This window comes from Bacillus sp. HMA207 (assembly GCF_003402455.1).
GTDB classification, from domain to species: Bacteria; Bacillota; Bacilli; order Bacillales; family Bacillaceae_G; genus Bacillus_A; species Bacillus_A cereus.
The window spans coordinates 1631289-1653300 of record NZ_BEZT01000001.1 but is presented as its reverse complement, the minus strand read 5'-3'; the positions used below and the strand labels follow the sequence as shown (position 1 = coordinate 1653300).

Below are 22012 nucleotides of genomic sequence, written 5' to 3'. Positions count from 1 at the left end.
GGTTGCTAATTTAATTGCGATCTGCCTTGCACCCAAGCAGCAATATCATTTATAACATACTCAGGAATATTAGCAGGACTATAATATTCATCCGGTTTACTTATTTCCCCATCGCCCTCTGTAAAGAAATGATTTAACTTTGGATATAGTCGATAATCAACGTTATTTCGTTCTTTTAATTGTTCTTTCCAAAGAGGAATTTCGATTTTTGATTGAACTTGATAGTCTCTTTCTCCTTGAATAATAAGAAGTGGTGTCTTTTGTTCTTTTGATATTTCTGCTGCTTTAATTTTCCGAATAGAATCCCAAAATACTGCTGATCCTAAGTAAAAATCTTTTGGAGGATTCTGACCAGAGAAATTTGGATCATTTAATAATTCAAATTGCGATTTGTAGAATTTATATTGCTCCTGGTTCATTGCTCCAATAGAAAAAAGATACTCAAATTGATCTAAAACAACGTCTTGAATCGTACGAGCTGGTCCACCCATTACAATTGCCCCAGCAATATTTTGATTTTGGTCTTTTTCAATCATTTTCGGAAGCATCATTCCACCTTGACTATGACCAAGAATATATATTTGATTCTTATTTATTAGAGGCTCATTTTTAAGAAATTGAGTTACAAGAAGAGCATCATCTGTTGTCTCTTTATCAACTGTATAGAAGGGACTGAATTGTGTTTTCAGCCCATGTTCATACGTTCGTTTATTATAGCGAAGGACAGCAATTCCCTTCGATGCAAGACCTTCAGCTAAATCGCGAAATGGTTTTAAAGCAAACGCTGTTTCATCCTGATCAGTTGCTCCTGATCCTTGAACAAGAATAACCGCTGGAAAAGGACCATTTCCTTTTGGAACCGACAATGTTCCTGGTAATGGAAATGCACCACTTCCAACTACTACTTCTTTATCAACAAATGATTCAGGCTTACTATATGATGGACTCTCAGCAACAGGACTAAACGACATGCTTAGTTGAAAATCGTCTATTTTTCCAGATGGATCTAGTTTAATTAGTAAAGGTACAGTCATTTTTTCAAAAACTAATTGAATCTCCACATTTGTATGAACAGGATTTGTCTCTTTTTGTGTAACCTCTCCAATTTCTATAAAAGAACCTGCTTGTAATTGAACTGGCAGTCCCTCCCAATAGCTCTTCAACCATTCTTCGGATATTATTTTCTGTAATGACCTTGAGGTTAAATCAAATGCAGATTTATAATCTTCACTATTCATATGGCGAATAAATGAAAGAGTAGTAGATATAACAGGATTTTCATCATCACTATTGTCTATTTTTTTTATATTTGTGTTTACTTCCTTTAATTTTGAAATAAATTGGTGGTTAAATGGATTATTATATGTATTAGGATATAAATTTGTTTTCAAAATTTCCGTATTCCGTGCCTTATACAAATTTGAAGAACTCTTAAAATTTTCAGGTGAAATTACTTCCTCCGCATATGAGACTGAGGGAATTGCTATTGTAAAAATTGCACTGATAAGTAATAACTTATTACTTATTCTTCTTTTCTTACCCATACCTATTGATTCTCCCTTCAAAATTTAAAATTTCTAATACAATATGCCAACTATAAGGAAAATAAAAATTACCAAAGAGATTAATAATCTATTTTACGATCCCCCTCTCAAGTTAAAAATCTATCATTAACAAACTTCAATAAAAAACGCCTTCCCCCTCTTTTTTTATTGTTGGATTTTCCAATGACCTAGAAGCACAGCACGAAATTACATGTAACCGACCCATGAGATTCTCTGTTTCAAAAGAAAAAAGCACCCCACTAGATGCTTTCTTTAATTGTTCTCACTATCATTTATTCAGGTAATTCTCTTATTACTATAAGATAAATTCATTCTATTTCCTAAACCTCACTTATTTCTTAATTCACTCATACCAATATAAAACCTAATAACCTACCATCAAAAAATAAAGAAAATAGGTTATTTGGCTATTCATTTCGTAAACTTAATGCTCAAATTAGTTTTTTTCACAAAGTTAAACTTTATTAAGAAAAACTTAAAGAATTTCCCTCTATATTCATAAGAACTTTTTTCTATACTCAAAAATGTAAATAGACAAAAGGAGAAACGATCATGAAGAAATTTGTAATTTGCATACTAGGAATAGGCCTCCCTATATACTTACTACCTTTTATATTACGCGGAGATTTAGACAGATTTAATCCGATTGCTGAAGAAAAAAATGTATATGCCGTTGCGAAAGGATATGGTGTTCCAGATTATCATCATAAAGGCAAAGCTATGTACTCACTAAAAGCTGTTGACGAATTAAGTAATGAAAAAGAATATACAGTTGGAACGAACACGCCTAATGATTTTATAAGAAAGACTTACTTAAAAATTCATGTGAAAGGAAAATATGTGTATTCTTACGATATTATTTCTAAAGAGGATATTCCTGAGAAAATAAGGGGACAATTGGAGATAGCAAATAAATAAAAGAGCCAATTCATACGATTTGGCTCTTTATTCTCTCTCCCATCTACCGTTTGGATAATTCTTTCGGTAGATTTATTAAATTCGTTATCATTGTTCCAATAACCATTGTTCAATTACTTTTACTGTTTCATCTCGTTGTGCTTTTGCCGTAATTAAACTCGCATTATCACCTTTTTGCTCACCATACATGCCAAAATGAGCATGGTTTCCCCCTTTTATCATGTGCATAGTTGTATTTTTCGACATTAACTTTTTATTGTTCTCTATTTTTTCTAGAGTTGCTAAAGCATCTACTTCTCCATAAATTGATAACATCGGAATCGATTTTGTAGAAAAGTCATCTGCAGGATACGAACCTAAGAAAATGATTCCGTGTACCTTGTCTTCATGCTGAGAGGCATACTTAGAAATCATAGCTCCGCCCATTGAATGCCCCGCAACATACCATTTTTGAACTTCAGGATACTTTTCAATTACACTATCTACCTCATTTATTCCAAATATCGCTAAGTTTAATGGTAACTTAGGCATTACTACAAAGTGCCCATCTTTTGCAAGAGCTTCTCCTAAGTAACTATAAGCCTCAGCTTCTACTTTAGCTCCTTGATAAAAAATAACCCCTACTTTCGCATCTTTCGCTCCAAAAACGATATTATCTTCATCTTTTTTATCATCTACTAACGACAAAGCCTCTTGCGTCGGTTTATAAGTAAACTGAGACCAAGTTAAAAAAGTAATACTTCCTATAATTAAAATAGCTAGTAAAGAGTACAGCGTAATTTTTATCCATTTCTTCACAAAGATGACCTCCCTAAGATGTATATATTCCATATTTCGGATTATCATTAACACACATAAAAACTCGAGCATTTTTATTATGCTCAAGTTTTTATTTACGCCTTTAATTTATACTATAAATGGTCCAAGATAAATATGTAGCAAATGCAGTCCATAAAAAATATGGAATTAGCAACCATGTCGATACTTTAGATAAATTGGAAGAAACCGCTATGAGAAGCAACGTAGTAATAGCGACTAGTAAACAATCTATTGTTGCTAAAAACAAATTCTTTTGGCTAAATTGAAAATAGCTGAACGCTTGATTGAATATATAATTTAAAAGGAATAAAAACCAAAATGTTTTTGGCTTAAATCCATAGTTGTTGTAAATAATTGCTACTGATAATGCAATAAGTCCAAATAATACAGCCCATATCATTCCGATTGTCATACCAGGAGGTGTCCAAGACGGCTTTTCTAACGCATCATACCAAGTACGATCAATAGGGAATAAAACACTAGAAACATAAAACAAACCATATGTTAGTAAAAATACTATAATACTAGATTTTTTCATAAACATTCTCCTTTTTACTAGAAGATTATAGAAACTTTATATGATTAGTATGTCCTTATAATGGATAATATTCTAAATACATATTGTTTAACCTATTTCATACAAATTCTTTCATATTTTTATATGCACAAAGGGCTCTCTCTCGTGCTGCCTTATGATCAACAATCGGATAAGGATATGTATTCCCAAGTTTTATATTGGATTTTTGTAAAATATGCTCAGGTGCTTCCCAAGGTTTATGTATATATTTGTTTGGGATATCTCTTAATTCTGGTATCCATCTTCTTATATACTCTCCATTTTTATCAAACTTTTCTCCTTGTGTGATAGGATTAAAAATACGAAAGTACGGTGATGCATCTGCTCCACTTCCAGCAACCCATTGCCATCCCATTGTATTATTTGCAATATCAGCATCTAGTAGTGTATCCATAAACCATTTTGCACCTTCTTGCCACGGAATTAACAAATGCTTTACAAGAAAAGAGGCTACAGCCATTCTTGCCCGATTATGCATAAAACCGGTTTGCCATAGTTCTCGCATTCCCGCATCAATAAACGGATAACCAGTTTCACCCTTCTGCCATACTCTTAATAACTCCTCTTCCTTATTCCACGGAAAATGTTCAAAGTTTTTATTAAGAGGTTTATATGCTGTAAACGGATAGTGATATAGCAAATAATAAGAAAACTCTCTCCAAATTAATTGACGTATAAAACTAATCACTTGTTTTTCAAAAAAACTACATTGTCTTTCGGTACTTTTATTTATTAAGTAGTGATACATTAACTTCACTGATATTTGGCCAAATGAAAGATATGGCGCCAACATTGAATGAGCATTTTGATTTGGAAAATCTCTTCCTTCACTATAAGAGGCTAATTTACTAGAGAAAAATTTCTTAAATGTTTTGTATGCCCCTTCCTCTGTAGGCTCCCATATTGCTTCCATATGAGATGTCCACGGTATAGTCGGCAACAAGTGTAATTCTGAGACAGATAAGCTTGCTGGTAAAGAGCTTCCCCACTTTATACTCTGTACTCTGCTAATAGGTTTAGGTATTACCTGCTTTTGAAATGCATTGTAAAAAGGCGTAAACACCTTATATTCAGTGTTATCCTTCTTTTTTATAATCCACGGTTCTAATAATAAATGCGAATTAAATTCCTTACAAATAATACCTTTATCTTCTAATATCATTTTCATTTTTTGATTAGATTTTAACCTGTCTGGATCATAACAACTATTCCAATATACAGCCGTTATATCTAATTGTTTTATGAGAGAAAGTATTTCTTCCTGTGTATTTCCTTTGCGGATTATTAAAGTAGAGCCCAATGCCTTAAGTTGCTTTTGGACATCTATTATAGCATGGTGTAACCACCACTTTGCCGCACTTCCTATTGAAAAAGTTTCATCTTGTACATATACCGGAAGAACCTCCCCGGACTGAACAGCCTCAAATAGAGCTGGGTTATCATATAAACGAAAATCTTTTTGAAACATAACGATAATTTTGTTTTGCATGGCTATCCCCTCTTACTCTTAAAACATAATAGATTCTTTATGTGAATAATCCTCTTTTTTTACTTTTGCATTATTATATTAATAATTCTTTGTAATCGTAAACAAACGTTTCCATAGTTATTGGACTTCTATCTAGTAAATTCGATAAATCTGATGTGACTTTTTTAGCTAACCCTAATTTTGCAGTTGTATATATTCCAATCATAACCCAAATAAAGTCACTGTTAAGTCCCTTTTGAATCATTCTTTTTCTAAATTTAAATATACTTGGATTTGTATAAGTAATATCTTTATTTATTATTTTTGAAATAATAGCAGCAACTTCATAATATGTTAATGCCTCATTTCCCGTTAAAGAATAAGCTTTAAATTCATGTCCCTCTTCGGTTAATATTTTAGCTGCAACTTCTCCAATATCCCGTACATCTATAAAACTTGTTTCCCCTTTACCAGCAGGTACTTCAATTATTTTTTCATTTCTTAATTCATCACCATGTTGTGATAATAAATTTTGCATAAAAAAACTCGGTCTTAGGAATGTGTAAGGGATCCCAGAAGCCTTTATCATAGCTTCAATTTTAGCATGAGGTACTATCGGATTTTTTTCTACACCTAATAAAGATAAAAATACAATGTGTTTTATACCTATTTCTTTTGCGACATCTACAACAGGCTGGAAATACTTTTTTGCATCAGCTAGATGTGGTGGTCTTATTAGAAAGATTTTAGTAACACCTGTTAAAGCCGCCTTTACAGATGAAGGATTTTCAAAATCAAAATACACTCCTTCAGTTTCTCTACTGCGCGTTGTGACTTTAAAAGTAGCATTTCTTTTTATTAGGCATTTTACAACCTCTTTTCCTACATTCCCTGTAGCACCTGTTACTAAAATCATTTTAATCACCCTTTATTTTTTTGTAAATTTTGAATCATACTTTGCAAAACTCGAACTGTATTTTCTACTTCCTCTTTAGGAATACTAGCTGTAGCATTTTTTATAACTTCATCGCTTACATTTTCTATCTCCTGTATTAATGTCTTAGTTTCATCTGTTAAAAATATTAAATGTGACCGTTTATCTTTAGGATTATGTTTTATAAGAATCCATTCTTTTTGCAATAATCTTTGTATAATCCCGGTTACTGTTGGACGGTCTGCTAAGAGCCTTTCAGCAATCATAGCTGGGGTGGTTCCATTTGGATAAAGAGATATATCCTTTAACACAGACCATTGCTGAGCTGTTATTTTATATTCTTTTAATTGATTTGATAATTCTGTTTTCGTCATTATACTTACCTTGTGTAATAAATAGCCTAAATTATTCATATAACCCCCAATATAGTTAGCACACTAATTATATAGTTAGTATACTAACTATAATGTGTAATTACAAACTTCAATTAATAGTTTATATATAAAAGATATATCAAATTCTTATTTTGTACTATTTCATATTATATTTAAAATCTTCTTTAATCCTGTTTTGCATGTATTGTACACTCTATATACAAAGGTTATTCCTTGCTGTTACTTTAAATAAGCATTTACAATTGTATCTAGCATAGGTATTTCTTATTTTCCGATTAGTCATATTTATTCTTAATTCTGCAAAATAAAAAGAAACTGGAGAAAAATATAGGAAAACAATTTGATAAACAGTCAAACTTAAATACATTTATTGATTCAACAATCCTATGGACTTTTCAAAACAAAAATGCTATAAATACACTTTTGAATGAAGGTAAGCTTATAGCCAATCCTATTTTTGTTAGTAAAGAAGATTGCACAGCATATAAATACATTGTAAGACACATGAAACAGAAAGGTATTGACTTTACTATAGATTTCCCCATTTGGGCATGGCATTCATGCAATGGTTACAAAAAGAAGCCTACTATTGTTTATAAATGCTTTATTTAAGCATTTATATTAGTTACATAATGAAAATTCTTAAATAGTTTTTAAACATTTTTTAAAAGTTGTAATTCTACATGTATCGTAAGACTATTTCCATGACTTTCAGCCCATACTTTGCCCTCATGCAATTCAATTGTGCGCTTTACAATTGCTAAACCAATTCCGGATCCGTGTATTTGACTCGACCGTGATTTATCAACTCGATAAAACTTCTCAAACATCTTGCTTAATTCTTGTGCTTCAAGATGATCTGTTTTATTTGTAATACAAATAAATGCCTTATCTTCTTCTTTTTTTAGTTCCACTATTACTGTTGAATTTGAAAAACTATATTTTTCAGTATTAGATAGTAAATTATCAAATACACGCACCAGTTTTTCTATATCTGCCCATACCCAAATATCCTTATTAATGATATTTAGTTTAACAATTAATTGCTGTTTTTCAAAAATCGGGATATACTCTCCTACTAGCTGACCTAACAAATTGCCCAATTCTACTTTTTCTTTTCTCAACTTAACATCAGGTAAAGATAATTTTGTGTATTCAAACAATTCATTAATGAGAGTTTTTAATTTTAATGTTAAATTATACGTATTTTGAATATACATTTCTAATTCTTCTTTATTTCGATATTGTTTTTCATTTACTAATGCTAAATATCCAATAATAGACGTTAAAGGGGTACGCAAATCATGAGAAATATTGGTAATAAATTCACTTTTACCTTTCTCAATTGCTCTCTCTTTCTCAAAACGCTCCCTTAATTGACTAGCCATCCAATTAATATTATAAGCTAAAGAAGATAATTCATCTTTTCCTTTAACACGTATGGAATGTTTCCAATCTTTTTTTACAATCTTTTGAATACCTCGTTCAATTTCTTTAATGTATCTTGTAATAGGGATCATAAACAGCAAAAATAAAAGGATGAAAATTAATATACTGCTCACCAAAGCAAGTAATAAATTTTGATTATATTGAGTTGGTGAGATTGTTTTATTCGAATTTGGAGATTGTACCATTACATATCCAATTCCATCTTGAAATGAAACTGGTGAAACAAACAATATGAACTTCTCAAACAAAGGATTTCTGACGTTTGGTGTAACATTTAATTTCTCCTGTAATAATTCCTGTGGGAGATTATCCTGCAATTGAAAATTATGTGAACGATAGATAATATGGCCTTTATAATCTAATACTAAAAACCTTAAATTTTCATTCTTCTTTTGGATAGATTGAATCATCGGTATAACTTGTTCTATATGCCCAGATTCCAAATTACGCTTTTGTATATCATTAGTTATCCCTATCGCTATTTCCCTTATTTCGGCTTCTTTTTCAATCTGTTGATTATAAGAAAGTAGATTTGCACTTTTCATTGCTATGAGAAAAAAAGTAACAACCGCAACGATGAAACAGAGCAAAAAAATTAAAATAAGCTTTATATTTAAGCGTGTAGAAAAGAATATATTATCCCTTAATTTCGTACGATCGATCATACTCTATAGCCAACTCCCCATACTGTTTTTAAATAAACAGGCTGACGAGGGTTTTCTTCAATTTTTTCCCGTATTTTAGTAATATGAACCATGACTGTATTATCTGATTTATAAAATGAATCTTCCCAGACCATCTCGTATATTTTTTCTACACTAAAAACCTTTCCTTTATTTCTCACTAATAAAGAAAGTATGTCAAATTCCTTTGGAGTTAACCTTACTTCTTCATTTCTAATGAAAACTTGTCTTGTCTCCTCGTCTACCTTAAGATGGCCTATTTCATGAATAAATTGTTTTACTTCTTCTGTTTGATAAACACGATATCTTCGTAATTGAGATTTAATTCTTGCCATTAATTCAAGTGGATTAAACGGTTTGGTAATGTAGTCTTCTGCCCCACTCATTAATCCCTGGATCTTATCTATATCCTCATCTTTAGCTGACAAAAAAATTATAGGCATTTGATACTGTTCTCTTATTTTTAAACAAGCCTCTATGCCATCCATTTTCGGTAACATAATATCTAAAATGATTAAATCAATTGTTGTATTTCTTAAAGTTTCTAAAGCTTCTATAGCATCCGATGCATCTATAATTTCATACCCTTCATTTTTTAAATAAATGGATACGATTTTTCTTATCTCTATATCATCATCTACAATCAAAATTTTTTCTTTCTGCATCATATTTTCTTCCTCTCTGACATCTCGTTCTATGCTGTAGTATTATACATTTAGTTTTACCTTACACGTATAAAGTGAAACTTTAATCAGCCTTCACCAATCGGTCTTTTACGGGAATCCCGCCCCCCACCTAACTTCTTTGCTTCCACTTAATTTTGAGATGTGGGTCTTACTACCCGTTAATGCGTGATAATACACTTTGCTTTTTTAAACATATTGAAGAAACCATCTGTTTTGCAAGTTGATTTGAACTGGGTAAAATAGCCCCCTACGATCCGAGGCCGCTTCACATACTCTTACATAAAACAAATAACATTCATAAATTCCTCTCCAATGTTAATTTAGAACATACAATCAATCTACTGAAAAAATCTTAATTTTCACCCTACAAAAATATTAAGATTTCTTAACATTGAATGGAGAATTTACATATTAAAAATGGACAGTTCCCTATACTATTAGACCTGTCCAAATTAACGTTTTTAATTTACAAATTAAAATATTATACTTTTCTTTATTTTATAATATCTGTCACTATAAACATTGATTTTCTATCTCTCTAAGTACATCATTTCCAATATTATCTATCTTTTCATTTTTTATGGTGTTATATAAACTCTGTAAAACTTTTAACTCTGTTCTTAAATGTAAAATGACACTAGATAATATATATAACTTAGCTACACTCTCTTTTCCACACTTCTCTTCATATACTTTTTGAAGGGTAGTAAGATATATCGTCAGTTGAGAAATTTTAGTTTTTAGCTGTTCTAGAATTAATTCTTCTTCCCCATATTGTGCAAAAAGTAGCGCTTCATATATAGGACGATGCATATCCTCTTTCTTTATCATTTGCTCTAATAATAAATGTTCAAATTCTTGTTTACCACTTTTAGTAATACCGTAAATAGTCCGTTCAGGACGTTGTTCATTACGAATAATATCAACAACCTCTATAAAACCCTTCTTTTCAAGTTGCTCAAATGTATAATATAAAGAGCCTTTAGTAATTTTTATATAATATTTCATTTCACTATTTTTTAAAAGTTGCTGGACTTCATACGGATGCCTATTTTTCTCCATAAGAAGACCCAGCATAAAAAGCTTTGTATTCATAACTCTCCACTCCTTAATAACCTATACCAATAGTATAAGCTAAAAATAAGTAAAGAATCTTTTTGTTTTATAAAATTTATAACTTCAAATTCACTTTATTATCCTTTGTACCAGCTTTGACATTCCCCATAAATAATATTGCCATAAACGAAACGATAATTGGAATTAAAGCTAATAGAAAAACAGTAGTAATGGAAGATGACATAGCAGCTATAACCTTTTCAAGAATAAAAGTAGGTATACTGGACCTTACATCTGAGCGAAATATTGCACTCGGATCACCTAGATTATTTAACATGCTGGAACCATGTTCTATTCCCTTAAAAGCATCCTTTAAGTTAGCTGTAAAGGTACTATTTTGAATGGAGCCAAAAATCGTTACTCCAATTGTCATACCTAGTGAACGAAAGAATGAATTTGTTGAAGTAGCTGAACCACGGAATCTCGGTTCCATATTATGAATAGAAACTGTGGGAAGCAAAGAGAACGAAAATCCAACTCCAAACCCCGTTATAATCATGTATATCGTTAAAAGTACACGGCTTGTTTGTGGATCCATCGTTCCTAACAAATACATACCTATCCCAAAGGATATTATAGATAATAACATCAAGTTGCGGTAACTAATTTTCGTTTGAAATATTCCACCAATTGCACTACCTACTACAGAACCTAACATCATTGGGGTTAAAATTAATCCAGCATTAGTTGCTGTTCCACCATATACAGCCTGAACAAAAATAGGAATAAATACTGTTAAAATAACAAATGTTGCTCCATAGAAAAACGTAATAATTTGTGATATTGCAAACTCCTTACGCTTAAACATCCAAAATGATATTATCGGATCTTTCACTTTTCTTTCTACCAATAGGAAGCCAACGAAAAATACAATAAACGATGCAAATAACCCAATAATTTGTATCGAATCCCACTTAAATTCCTTTCCTCCCAACTCTAAAGCGAACATTAAGCTAATTACTGCTATGACGAGTGTTATCGCCCCCCACCAATCAATATTTTGCTTAGTAGGTGGATTATTTTCTTTATAAGCTTTTAAAATAAAAATTAATGACATTAGACCAATTGGAATATTGACGTAAAAAATCCAATGCCAACTTATATTTTCTGTTATATACGCACCTAATAAAGGTCCTAATACACTTGAAGAACCAAATACGGCCCCTAATAATCCAGTCATTTTCCCTCTTTTTTCAATAGGAAAAATATCAAATACAATGGTAAAGGCGATTGGCATCAGTGCCCCCCCACCTATACCTTGAATTGCACGATAAATACTTAGCTGAACAATACTTTGCGCAGTACCACATAATGCAGAACCAATTAAGAAGATTAATAAACCAAAAATATAAAACCTCTTTCTACCATACATATCAGATAATTTCCCGAAAATAGGCATACCCGCCATAACTGCAACCATATAAGCAGAAGTAACCCAGATGAATTTATCCAATCCACCCAAATCTGAGACAATTGTACCAATTGAAGTGGCAACAATTGTATTATCCATTGCAGCCATTAAAATGCCTAGCATTAACCCAGCTATCACTAAGCGTAAGTTGCTCTCTTTTGCAACCATACCTCTTTCCTCCTTTTTTCACACTCAATAAAATATATAGTCTAATTAAACTATATACTCATTATAGTCTAATTAGACTATTTTTCAATAAATCATAAGAAAAAAATAAATCCCCCCAAATATATTGGAGAGATTATAATTGTAGAATTGCTTCCTATATAAAGTAATTAAAACCGTAAAAACTATTACTTTTTTATACTACCTTGATTTTGCATACATGTAGCTTACTCATTTAGTTTTGGTCTAGTTTGTAAATATAAATTCAAATCCGGACTTGAACCGCTAATAATTATATCTCGAACAATTTTAGAAAGCACCATACTATATACTAATCCATTATCTCCATACGCATAGATAAAGTGACAATTTGGAAACTCTTCATACATTCCAATTATAGGTAAACCATCATGAGTACCACCATAAAAAGCACTTAAATAAAATTCAGGTTCAACTGTTATATTGGGAAAGAGCTTATTAAATTCATTTACTAATTTCTCTTTTTTATGGATTAATTTTGAATCTCTTTCTTGAGCAATGTTTGTATCTTCATCTAACCCACCTATAATAATCCTGTTATCTGCAGTAGTTCTCATATAAATATATGGTCTCGCAGTTTCCCAAATGAGAGTACGTTTATACCAAGAAGATAAATCTTCTACAGGATTAGTAACAACTGCATATGAGCTAATCAGTGTAGCGTTCTTTTCCTTTTTAAATTCCAACCCTTCATATCCTGCAGCCACAATTACTTTATTGGCAGTAATAGAATTGCCCCCCTTTGTATAAAAGATAGCACATTCTTTCTCTAATTTTTTGCCAACAATCTCTGTATCTTCATAAATTTGAACTCCTTTATTAGCAGCTTGTTCTAATAAACTATGTGTAAATTTATAAGGATTTATTTCACCATCATTATACGTATAAATAGCTGCACGTTTTTTAAATGGATATCTCTGTCCAATTTGTTCCTCTGATAGCCAAGTCGCTTTAAAATCATGCTTATGTAAATAATACAGTTCTTTTTCTAATTTCTTTATATCCTCTTCATAACTTGCATAATATAAACTGTCACGTCGTTTAAAATCAGAGCAATAAGGCAAGTTTTGATCAGCATATTCAATATCATTAATAGCTTGTTCACATAATTTCATATGCTTAACTGCATACTCTTCTCCAAATGTATTTACAAGTTCAAAAAACATCTTGTCACCTAAATATTGAATAAGTGCTGTATTTGTAAGGTTACTCCCGTGTCCTACCTTTCTTTTATCAACGACAACAATATTTAAATCTGATTCACTCAAATAGTATGCTGATTGAGCACCTGAACTTCCTGCTCCTATTATTAGTACGTCACATTTTATATCTTCTTCCAAGCGAGGATAAGAAGATGTATTAGAAAAAGTTGTGTTCCAATATAATTTCCCTTTCTGTAAATCCATTTAAAGTGCACCGTCCTAAATAAAATAGTTATATCCCCATCTGTATCTCCAAATCATTCTTACTATATACTTCTTATCAAATTTATTTTTGCTACCATTAGATTATTAATGCAATATTTTGTTCACCCATATATGGTATTAAACTAGGCTTATAAAAAGTTAATAGTATATATATTATTTATTTTCGTTTAGAAATTTAAGAACTTGGTTAAAAGCTTCTTCACCTGCTGGAGTGTTCATTTTAAATTGAAATTCATGTGCTAACTCGCCAGAGATATTTTTATCAAAGAAAAGTGTATCTACAGGTACTCCTTTATTTTGTAAAGTAGAAGCTAATGCTTTACCTTGCTCTTCAAATGATGCAGTATTTCCATCTGTGATGAACGTTGGTGGGTAATCTTTTGTAACGTGTTTATAAATAGAGGCGATTTCCATTTCAGGTAATGTTTCAAATTTCTTTTTCCCAAAGTAAGCCCAGCCAGTAGTACGCATAAAGTCTTGCACTTCTTTGGATGTTTCCATTTTAGCTAATGCAGGCATATTATACGGGCCGCAAAATAGCAATATACCTTTAATTGTAGAAGGAGCAACAACAGCGTCAATCCCGGTTAATTTCGCATAATCTGGAGATGTTTGAATAGTAACAAATTGTCCAGATATTTGCGCTCCCGCAGAATCTCCTGCAAAATATAGGTCATCTAGTTTTACATTATATTTCTTTGCATTTGCTTTTATATATTCATAAGCCTCACCAAGTTGTAGTACTGGTGTAGGATACTTTCTTTTAGGAGCAAGAGCATAATTTATATTTATCACTGTATAACCACGAGCAGCTAATTCTACTGCATAACCAGTAATGTCTGATTTATCTCCACCTACAAATCCACCCCCGTGCACCCAAAAAATAACAGGTGTTTTCCCTATAAAATTTTTGGGATAAATAATGTCTAATGTACCATCAGGAAATTTAGAATTATAATTGATATCTTTAACAATTCGTGTCTCTTTTAGAGCGTTTTTATAATTATTAGATTGAACAAACATTCCACCTTCAAATGCTTTTTTTATGAGAAACGCTTTCGGAATAGGTGAAACATTCCAAAAAACAACCCCCGCAATAATCAATCCGAAAACAATAAAAAGAGTTAGCAACATTCTTTTTTTCCATATCACTTTAGGTTTTAACTTTTTTATTCTCATAATTAAAGAATCTCCATTCTTTTTAATAATAATCTTGAAATAAATCACAACATAATTTTTTATTTTCCGCCTGCTAATCCGTCCTTAAAATCTCATACAAAAGGTTATATATTTTTATTATGTACATATTAGATATCTCCTATAAAACACATGAAAAATTCAAACAAAAAGAGCAAAAGATCCCCATTTATAGAAGATTTCTTTTGCTCTTTGTAAAAGATATAAGTCCAAATAAAAGTTGCTTATCTATCGATAACTTACACATAAGAATGCATTTGTTTCAGTACTTTATTAGCAAAAACTTTAACAACCGTTTCTTTTTCACCCGTTCTATCAATTATGAAACCATGAACTTCAATATCAGAAGGTACTAATGGATGATGGCGGATCATATCTATACTCTTTTCAATATTTTCACTAACATTTTTTTGTGCACTCAGCCATTGATTAAGGCTACCACTTGAAAATTCAGGCATGCAATTTTTAAAGAGATAGTCTAATTCTATATTATCTTTTATGAAATCACGTTGAGTTTGTAGATTAACTGAAGAAATTTCTTTATCCTCTATTCCGACAACAAAAATTTCTTTAACATTTTCTTGATAAATAGCAATAATAATAGATCTCATTATATCTCCATAAGGATGTACAATTACAGAATCATAGCTGTGTATAGTCAACATGTTTTCTTGTTGAATGTTAGTTACTTGTTGGATACTAGGCTCTATTCCGTGTTCAATGTCTGTTAATAATAAAACTTTTTTATTCTTTGAATTCATATGGAGCACTCCTTCTTCATTATTGTATTTATGAAACTTTTAAGCTAGTAACAATAATAATTGTTACCAGTTTTTCCAGCGTCCCTCTGGATCAACACTTGCAAGTCTAACCCATCCATTTTGGACTTTTTCTCGAAATGTGAAATCATTATTTAACAAACGTTCTATATATTCAATAGGTGCTTGAATGACAATTAGTAAACGAAGTGGTGAATGATACGTCTCACTATCTGACTGCATAACCGATTGCCAAGGTAAGCCTGGCAACAGGTCACTAGCATTCCCTTGCATAACACCGAGACCCGCCGTTACGGTTTGGGTTGTTTTATTTCCACTACCATAATAGTGAGGAGCTACAGTTGATGCGTAATATTGTAGATTTATCCACTGTGCAACTGTTCCTGGTCCTGCAATAATGTTAGCTAATATATCGCCACTTTCATCCTGTTTCCAATCATAATTATGAAGGAAAGCCCTACCTTCTAAGTCACAATCTTGAGTTAATTCACGCTTTCCGATAATAAAAGATGCATTACGCGCTAATCCCCATTCTGGACGTATTTCACTCCAATCTTCTGCAAATCGATGCGCCTCTTTACTCGGATTTTTTATTTTCGTTTTAAAATTAGGTAATTGCGTTAAACGTTCTCTATTTGCATGTTGGCTCACATTTGGCATAATCGTCTCGATACAATCAAACGCTTCTTGCGCAGTTTTCGAAAGTTCTGGGACGTAAATCCATTCCAATTCGTCCACTGTTGTTTTATGTTCAGCTGCTGCAAAAATGGTATCCTCAGGAATGTTAATGCCTTCAGCAGACAACGCCTCTCTTACTTCTGGAAGATTACATAAAGTAGCGAAAACTCTTGCATTGAATCCCCCTGCTGCGCCTCCACAAGCACCACACTCAAGTGCTGCCGCATAAGGATTGTTCGTACTTTGACTACTATGTCCGCACATTACAACTAAAGGAGCAAATTTTTCTGTCAGTCCCACCATTTTTAAAGCTTGACGCACATAGTTCACTTTTTCTTCTTTCGTAAAACCGATAGGTATCTCACCTTTTGTGTCATGAACATGATTAAGCGAGAATGTTGTATCAGGTTTTTGTAACATAGTTTTACGAAGTTTACGAATGAAACCACCAACTCCTCTTGGGACAAAGCTTCTTGTCACCATCTGTAGACCAAGTAAAGGACCACTTAACTCAGGTAGCGCCATACTTGTCAGTACGTTCTGTTTCATCGTTTTAAATGTATAACGCACCGAACTGCCTACCCTCTTACGTTGCTCATAAGATTTAAATTCATTTTCATCTGTAAGCTCTTTTATTTGATGCTTCGGTTTCAGTATAACTGGCAAGGAAGGATGGCTGTCATTACTACCTAGTTCACTAGTCGCAATTGGTAACCCAAAGAAACCAGCTATTCCAAACGTTTCAAACGGACCTAGTTTTTCTAAGTGGCGACGAAACGGTTCTGAACGTACATCAATACAAAATGCTAATTGAGCTAATACACGCTTTTTATCATTGGTTGCACGTTGTTTAGAAGCAATCTTCTCTCTTAATTGCTCTGCATGCGTTTGTTCCCAAGCTTCCAGCCAAAGTTTCCTGCGAATATTTTCATCAAAACGATATGCAAATGCTAACAATTCGCTTTGTTCAGCTGCAGACATTTGTGACCATTCCCGTGTTGAAATATTCCCCCAATAGATCCAAGAAGCTATAAGTGGGACGATCGAAACTTTTTTCTCAACCTTTTGATTTTTTAAAGGTAAATAAGGTTTTGCAATAGCCAGCTCCATAGAAATTCGAACTGCTAAATATTCTATTAAAAGCCCCTGTTCCTGAATCGATTGTTGTGAGCGCCATCGTATCATTCCTGCCCACCCAGGTAAAGAAAGTAAGTGCCCTTCAAGATAAGCTTGTATGTTAGATTCAGAAATTCCTAGTTCAAATAACGCTCTCGCTAAAGCTACTTCGGCATCTTGTGGCCAATCTTTTAAAACTTTACGCTCATTTTTACTGAGCGCTGGATCAAATGTAATAAGGTGTTGCCATGCACGATAAAAACCTTTCTCTCGATTTGGCATCGTCCAACTTGATCCGGAGTCATCAAGATATAATTTACACCATTTAATGATATGATAATTAAGAATATCAGATAGGTTTTCACTATTTTGATTCTCTATAAGCGAACTTATTGGCTGCATAACAGAGGCTTTCATACTCCCTGTATTTATATAACTGATTTCGTCTGCCAGTTTATTTAATTCTGGCGATGATAATAGACTAGAAGGTACTCTTTCTAATTTTAAAGCTGCTTGACAAAATCGCTCTGCTTTCTCTCGCGGAATATGAAAAGATTGTGAATCAAGCCAACGAGACAAACTACTTTGTAAAAATGATTCCTCAATCTCACCTTTCGCTTTTGCCGAATGAATCATGGAGGCACTAGGATACATATCCACATTACGAGTTTCTTTTAACCAATTTGCAACTTGATCAAATGATTGCTTTTCAAGTCCCATCCAAGGATGGTGAGCTGCAAACGTAGAGATAGGCCAAAGTGGTGCAATAACTCGGCTAGCAGATGCAACTAAATCATTTATATTATTTTTTTGTATATCAATGTTTGTATCTTTCTTTAATATTGACGGTATGCTCATCACGAATTACCTCCCTTTGATACATAATGCTTCAGATAGCTTGGATGACTTTCTACTGACTTTCTTCTCGCCTCACCTACTCGAACTAACCAAAGATAAAGTACAGCGAATAAAGTAGAAGATTGATTACGAGTAACGAAAGTACTAATAGCACTACTAAATAGTAAAATACATATAACAAAGATAACGGCTGGAGCTGAAGGTTGAACACTTTGATAAATGTCAGTATGCAACCATTTATAAAGAGAATTATGAACAGTAAAGTAAATGAGAGAAAATCCAATCAAAACAATTACGCCAGCAATTCGTCCCATTTTTCCCTCTCCAAAAACAACAAGCTGTTTCCATGAAAAGTATAGTGACCAGCCTAAGATTAACGCACTAACTAGTTGATACCCCTCTCCAGAAGTCATAAACCAGAAAGTAATTGCTATAAATAATCCTAAAACACGCCCGACTATAATCCATAAATTGGACATCTTTTCATTAGACTGATTCACTACCCCAAAACGTTGCACTGAAGAACCAGCTTGTAAAAACAGTGTAGCTTTAAACAAACCATGTAAAATTAAATGAATAACAGCCGCTAAATAGGCGCCTAATGCACATTGAATAAGCATAAATCCCATTTGTGCAATAGTTGAACCTACTAGCTGACGTTTATAATCAACTTGGACTAAACTAATTCCTGTACCTATCAAGACAGAAATACTAGAGAAAATAAGTAAAATGATTTGTGCAATATCATCATGAAAAAGAGGTGAAAATCTAGTTAACATGATACCGCCAGCATTTACTAAACCCGCATGCATAATAGCAGAAACAGGAGTTGGAGCAACAGCGGACTCAATTAACCATCTTTGAAAAGGCCATTGTGCTGCTGGAATCATCACCGCTAATATAATTAATAAGTTAATTCCTGTTCTCTCCAATGTTCCATGTAGCGCTACATTTTCATTCGTTAAAACTGATGTTAATTGCCACTGTCCAGTTACTTGAAAAAGCCAAATGATAGCTGATAGCAACGCAATCCAACTTATTGTAAATAAATAGCCAGAGATTTTAGTTGCTTCACTAACTACTTTCCACCCTTTATTTAGCCCTATGAGTAGAACCAATCCTATAAGCGTTGCTCCCCAACAAATGATCATGAAACGAAGATCGTCACTTAACCATGCAACCGAAGATACACCTGTAGTAAATGTAAAAAGTGCAAAGTATTTTCGATATGAGCGGTCTCCCATTAAGTAACGTACAGAAAAACGCTGAATGATTAAACCAATTGTAAGAACAAAGAAAGCCATTAACCAAGCTAAAGTATCTAGATGCCAAGGCCCCACAACTCTATCTCCATTGTTATTAACAAGTGCGAGTAAAGAAATCAATGAAGGCAAAGCAGCGATACCAATATGGATATGAACAAAACGTAAAGGCATCCTTGCATGTAAAAACAATAATCCACTTAGCCAAGAAGCACTAAGCGCCATAAAAAATAATGTTAACAGTGTTGATGAACTCAGCGAAATTAACATGTTAAATACTCCCTTCTAAGCGAAAATAACCTATAAAAATTCCTTTTAATTAAGATAATTTTTTAAATTTCAATTTTCATTCACTCTTTTTAGTGCATCGTTTTTTCCCATAAAAAAAACCGACAACTTCCATAATTCAATGATTTTATATCATCATTGAATTATGGAGATTGTCGGTTTCCCTTCAACTAACTTCAATAAAGTTTTTTGAAGAGCTCCCATTTTATAGAGGATAATAATGTATGTATTACTCCTGTTAAAAAGAAATGTATATTTCTGATCTCCTAGATTATGCAATCAATATATCAATTTATGTTATACGCTATCTTTTAATTAAGAAACTTTTTCATTTAGTCAATATTACATATTAAAAAAATGCTAAAGCCTTAATTATAGCAAGCTGTTAAAATGAGCATCTATCAATTTTTTAAAACAATTATAAGATAAACCATATTAAGCAGTTTGTCAATTTATTTATCCGTTTTTTAAGAGTTATTAGAATTAAGATTTATTATACCTAAATAACTTCAAGTTTTTAATTATTAGCCTGTTAATAAAGTGCAAAACTTGTAGGTTTCTTAATCCTTCCACTAACCTTAAGGTATTTTTAAAATTTCTCCTCAAGATTATGAAGCAATTTAAAAATCATTACTCGTTCGCCTGTACGGGAGCTTATATCCGTATGAAAGCTCTTCACTTTCTCTCCAGTTAATTCTAGTATAATCTCTTTCAGATCATCAATTCCAGATTCAACTAGCTCCGAACGATTTTTCTTTATCGTTAACATACCGTCTTTTGTTTCGCAAACACTATATTCAGCCGGCGTTAAAACACCTTGTAAATTTACGATAATCATATCCCGTAATATATCTGTCTTAACGGATATAGACCCGCGTCCTAGGTAGTCCTTTTCCCAGTGAGTAATTGCTTTGCTTATCTCTGATTCAATAGAGCCTTTTGAGCTTTTCATCTATGTATCCTCCTTCAATAAAATAAATTTACAATAACAATATAATAATCCGGATTGATTTTATTTTCAATTATTGAGAAGAATTTATTGGGATTGTTACAAGATATCCTTTCATATCATAGTGATTTTTTATATTACAATATAGATTTTTTTGATCATTACCAACAAGATACTCTTACAATAAAGGCTCTTTTGCATAGATTTCTAAAAAGGACATTCCGGAGAAAATAAGGAAACTCTTGTGACATAATACATAAACGAAAGAGTCGATTTCTTTATAAAATAGGAAATCGACTTTTGGCTTAATTATTGATTTAGTAATAAAAACACCTTTTTAAAATAACTATGTTTATACTATAGACGTTGATCTTTTTGGAAGTTTAGACGAAAATGATCCTCGTCATTATATACCCCAAATCCATACCCTTGCTCTTTATAAAATTTAATAATTTCAGGAAGGGCTTGTAATGTTTGCGCCTTTTCATGCATTAAAACAACTTCTACTTCTTCTGTTGTCTGTTTCTTTACATTATCGATAATCTGAGTTGGATTATCTTTTAATTTCCAATCATTTGAGTCTATTGTCCAATCCCAAACTTTTATTGCTGCTTCTACAATTTGGTTACGAATTTCCTCACCCTTTAATCCTGGTGCAGATCCATATGGCGGACGAACTAATTTAGGAGTTGTACCCGTAATATTATGGATAAGAGCTAACGTTTCTTTCATCTCCGGTACAAATTGTCCTTTTTTGTATAACTTATCACTATTATGTGTCATACTATGAGCACCAATATAATGCCCTTCTTTTACTGCTCGCTTTACGTTTTCCTGAAAACCTGTATTTTGTAAATTGCTACCTTGCATAAAAAATGTCGAGGCGACATTTTGCTCTTTTAGTACATCTAAAAATTTCCCAGTTAGTTCGCTAGGACCATCATCGAATGTTAAATAAACAACCTTTCCCACCGGTTTTCCATCAGGTCTTTTCTGTTTTGCTGGTGGTGTTTCTTTTTTCTTTTCTTGTTGTTGCGTATTAACTTGATTACTACTTTCGTTAGCTATTCCCTTCGCTGGGATAGAGTTCCATTTTCCAATTAAAAAGAAGGTGAAAAAGGTCGTTGCTAAAACAACTCCTAGAGATATTATTACCTTAGTTAGTCGACTTGTTTTTTTCTTACTTTGTGATTCTTTCATTATTTTTCGATCCTTTCCTATTAATTTTTATAT

Annotated in this window: 18 protein-coding genes and 1 pseudogene; 2 read left to right on the top strand and 17 right to left on the bottom strand. The window is 32.4% G+C overall.

The window, feature by feature from the left end:
• Positions 1-5 precede the first annotated feature (5 nt).
• Positions 6-1544 (bottom strand): alpha/beta hydrolase, encoded by a 1539-nt coding sequence (locus tag HMAS_RS08685; RefSeq protein WP_000516853.1) that lies wholly within the window; start codon positions 1542-1544, stop codon positions 6-8.
• A gap of 573 nt (positions 1545-2117) precedes the next feature.
• On the opposite strand from HMAS_RS08685, the gene HMAS_RS08680 reads away from it, so the two are divergent.
• The gene (locus HMAS_RS08680) at positions 2118-2483 is read left to right on the top strand and encodes a YxeA family protein (RefSeq protein WP_000714887.1); all 366 of its coding nucleotides are present in this window, start codon (positions 2118-2120) and stop codon (positions 2481-2483) included.
• 87 nt (positions 2484-2570) lie between these two features.
• Here HMAS_RS08680 and HMAS_RS08675 read toward each other — a convergent pair whose 3' ends face one another.
• From HMAS_RS08675 to HMAS_RS08655, 5 genes are all read right to left on the bottom strand, one after another.
• Complete coding sequence (locus HMAS_RS08675) at positions 2571-3281, bottom strand: alpha/beta hydrolase (protein ID WP_000758824.1); 711 nt, start codon at positions 3279-3281, stop codon at positions 2571-2573.
• Between the two features lie 103 nt (positions 3282-3384).
• Positions 3385-3840, bottom strand: a complete 456-nt coding sequence (locus HMAS_RS08670; RefSeq protein ID WP_000749742.1) for a TspO/MBR family protein — start codon at positions 3838-3840, stop codon at positions 3385-3387.
• A 97-nt stretch (positions 3841-3937) separates the two neighbouring features.
• Positions 3938-5368 carry a cryptochrome/photolyase family protein gene (locus HMAS_RS08665; RefSeq protein WP_001179981.1) on the bottom strand — a complete coding sequence of 477 codons (1431 nt, stop codon included), beginning with the start codon at positions 5366-5368 and terminating at the stop codon, positions 3938-3940.
• Between the two features lie 73 nt (positions 5369-5441).
• Positions 5442-6263: an SDR family oxidoreductase gene (locus HMAS_RS08660; protein ID WP_000604772.1), complete on the bottom strand. Its 822-nt coding sequence runs from the start codon at positions 6261-6263 to the stop codon at positions 5442-5444.
• Between the two features lie 5 nt (positions 6264-6268).
• Complete coding sequence (locus tag HMAS_RS08655; RefSeq protein ID WP_001061041.1) at positions 6269-6694, bottom strand: MarR family winged helix-turn-helix transcriptional regulator; 426 nt, start codon at positions 6692-6694, stop codon at positions 6269-6271.
• A 309-nt stretch (positions 6695-7003) separates the two neighbouring features.
• Here HMAS_RS08655 and HMAS_RS08650 point away from each other — a divergent pair.
• Positions 7004-7264 (top strand): annotated as a pseudogene (locus HMAS_RS08650) (DUF3841 domain-containing protein); the annotation flags it as partial.
• 65 nt (positions 7265-7329) lie between these two features.
• On the opposite strand, the gene HMAS_RS08645 reads toward HMAS_RS08650, so the two are convergent.
• The 11 genes from HMAS_RS08645 to HMAS_RS08590 form a co-directional block, all read right to left on the bottom strand.
• On the bottom strand, positions 7330-8670 hold the full coding sequence (locus HMAS_RS08645; RefSeq protein WP_134995522.1) for a sensor histidine kinase: 1341 nt from the start codon (positions 8668-8670) through the stop codon (positions 7330-7332).
• Positions 8671-8786: 116 nt separating this feature from the next.
• On the bottom strand, positions 8787-9473 hold the full coding sequence (locus HMAS_RS08640) for a response regulator transcription factor (RefSeq protein WP_001168370.1): 687 nt from the start codon (positions 9471-9473) through the stop codon (positions 8787-8789).
• Positions 9474-10007: 534 nt separating this feature from the next.
• The gene (locus HMAS_RS08630; RefSeq protein WP_001093174.1) at positions 10008-10589 is read right to left on the bottom strand and encodes a PadR family transcriptional regulator; all 582 of its coding nucleotides are present in this window, start codon (positions 10587-10589) and stop codon (positions 10008-10010) included.
• Positions 10590-10665: 76 nt separating this feature from the next.
• Positions 10666-12189 (bottom strand): MDR family MFS transporter, encoded by a 1524-nt coding sequence (locus HMAS_RS08625; RefSeq protein ID WP_000225814.1) that lies wholly within the window; start codon positions 12187-12189, stop codon positions 10666-10668.
• A 224-nt stretch (positions 12190-12413) separates the two neighbouring features.
• Entirely contained in the window at positions 12414-13631 is a 1218-nt protein-coding gene (locus HMAS_RS08620; protein WP_000365648.1) for an NAD(P)/FAD-dependent oxidoreductase, read from the bottom strand.
• 174 nt (positions 13632-13805) lie between these two features.
• On the bottom strand, positions 13806-14831 hold the full coding sequence (locus HMAS_RS08615; protein ID WP_048568434.1) for an alpha/beta hydrolase: 1026 nt from the start codon (positions 14829-14831) through the stop codon (positions 13806-13808).
• A gap of 257 nt (positions 14832-15088) precedes the next feature.
• Positions 15089-15610, bottom strand: coding sequence for a carbonic anhydrase (locus HMAS_RS08610; protein ID WP_069604628.1), 522 nt, complete (start codon positions 15608-15610; stop codon positions 15089-15091).
• A gap of 63 nt (positions 15611-15673) precedes the next feature.
• Complete coding sequence (locus HMAS_RS08605; protein ID WP_116344763.1) at positions 15674-18280, bottom strand: DUF2309 domain-containing protein; 2607 nt, start codon at positions 18278-18280, stop codon at positions 15674-15676.
• Positions 18280-19812 (bottom strand): NADH dehydrogenase subunit 5, encoded by a 1533-nt coding sequence (locus HMAS_RS08600; protein ID WP_046392874.1) that lies wholly within the window; start codon positions 19810-19812, stop codon positions 18280-18282. Before HMAS_RS08600 ends, HMAS_RS08605 begins: the two co-directional genes overlap by 1 nt.
• Before the next feature lie 607 nt (positions 19813-20419).
• Complete coding sequence (locus HMAS_RS08595; protein WP_000842548.1) at positions 20420-20782, bottom strand: DUF2294 domain-containing protein; 363 nt, start codon at positions 20780-20782, stop codon at positions 20420-20422.
• Positions 20783-21136: 354 nt separating this feature from the next.
• Positions 21137-21979, bottom strand: coding sequence for a polysaccharide deacetylase family protein (locus HMAS_RS08590; RefSeq protein WP_048535649.1), 843 nt, complete (start codon positions 21977-21979; stop codon positions 21137-21139).
• Between the last annotated feature and the right edge of the window lie 33 nt (positions 21980-22012).

Excerpts from the sequence above, each read along its gene's own strand:
- HMAS_RS08685 (WP_000516853.1), bottom strand. The coding sequence starts at position 1,544 with ATGGGTAAGAAAAGAAGAATAAGTAATAAGTTATTACTTATCAGTGCA.
- HMAS_RS08680 (WP_000714887.1), top strand. The coding sequence starts at position 2,118 with ATGAAGAAATTTGTAATTTGCATACTAGGAATAGGCCTCCCTATATAC.
- HMAS_RS08670 (WP_000749742.1), bottom strand. The coding sequence starts at position 3,840 with ATGAAAAAATCTAGTATTATAGTATTTTTACTAACATATGGTTTGTTT.
- HMAS_RS08665 (WP_001179981.1), bottom strand. The coding sequence starts at position 5,368 with ATGCAAAACAAAATTATCGTTATGTTTCAAAAAGATTTTCGTTTATAT.
- HMAS_RS08660 (WP_000604772.1), bottom strand. The coding sequence starts at position 6,263 with ATGATTTTAGTAACAGGTGCTACAGGGAATGTAGGAAAAGAGGTTGTA.
- HMAS_RS08655 (WP_001061041.1), bottom strand. The coding sequence starts at position 6,694 with ATGAATAATTTAGGCTATTTATTACACAAGGTAAGTATAATGACGAAA.
- HMAS_RS08645 (WP_134995522.1), bottom strand. The coding sequence starts at position 8,670 with ATGAAAAGTGCAAATCTACTTTCTTATAATCAACAGATTGAAAAAGAA.
- HMAS_RS08640 (WP_001168370.1), bottom strand. The coding sequence starts at position 9,473 with ATGCAGAAAGAAAAAATTTTGATTGTAGATGATGATATAGAGATAAGA.
- HMAS_RS08630 (WP_001093174.1), bottom strand. The coding sequence starts at position 10,589 with ATGAATACAAAGCTTTTTATGCTGGGTCTTCTTATGGAGAAAAATAGG.
- HMAS_RS08625 (WP_000225814.1), bottom strand. The coding sequence starts at position 12,189 with ATGGTTGCAAAAGAGAGCAACTTACGCTTAGTGATAGCTGGGTTAATG.
- HMAS_RS08620 (WP_000365648.1), bottom strand. The coding sequence starts at position 13,631 with ATGGATTTACAGAAAGGGAAATTATATTGGAACACAACTTTTTCTAAT.
- HMAS_RS08615 (WP_048568434.1), bottom strand. The coding sequence starts at position 14,831 with ATGAGAATAAAAAAGTTAAAACCTAAAGTGATATGGAAAAAAAGAATG.
- HMAS_RS08610 (WP_069604628.1), bottom strand. The coding sequence starts at position 15,610 with ATGAATTCAAAGAATAAAAAAGTTTTATTATTAACAGACATTGAACAC.
- HMAS_RS08605 (WP_116344763.1), bottom strand. The coding sequence starts at position 18,280 with ATGAGCATACCGTCAATATTAAAGAAAGATACAAACATTGATATACAA.
- HMAS_RS08600 (WP_046392874.1), bottom strand. The coding sequence starts at position 19,812 with ATGTTAATTTCGCTGAGTTCATCAACACTGTTAACATTATTTTTTATG.
- HMAS_RS08595 (WP_000842548.1), bottom strand. The coding sequence starts at position 20,782 with ATGAAAAGCTCAAAAGGCTCTATTGAATCAGAGATAAGCAAAGCAATT.
- HMAS_RS08590 (WP_048535649.1), bottom strand. The coding sequence starts at position 21,979 with ATGAAAGAATCACAAAGTAAGAAAAAAACAAGTCGACTAACTAAGGTA.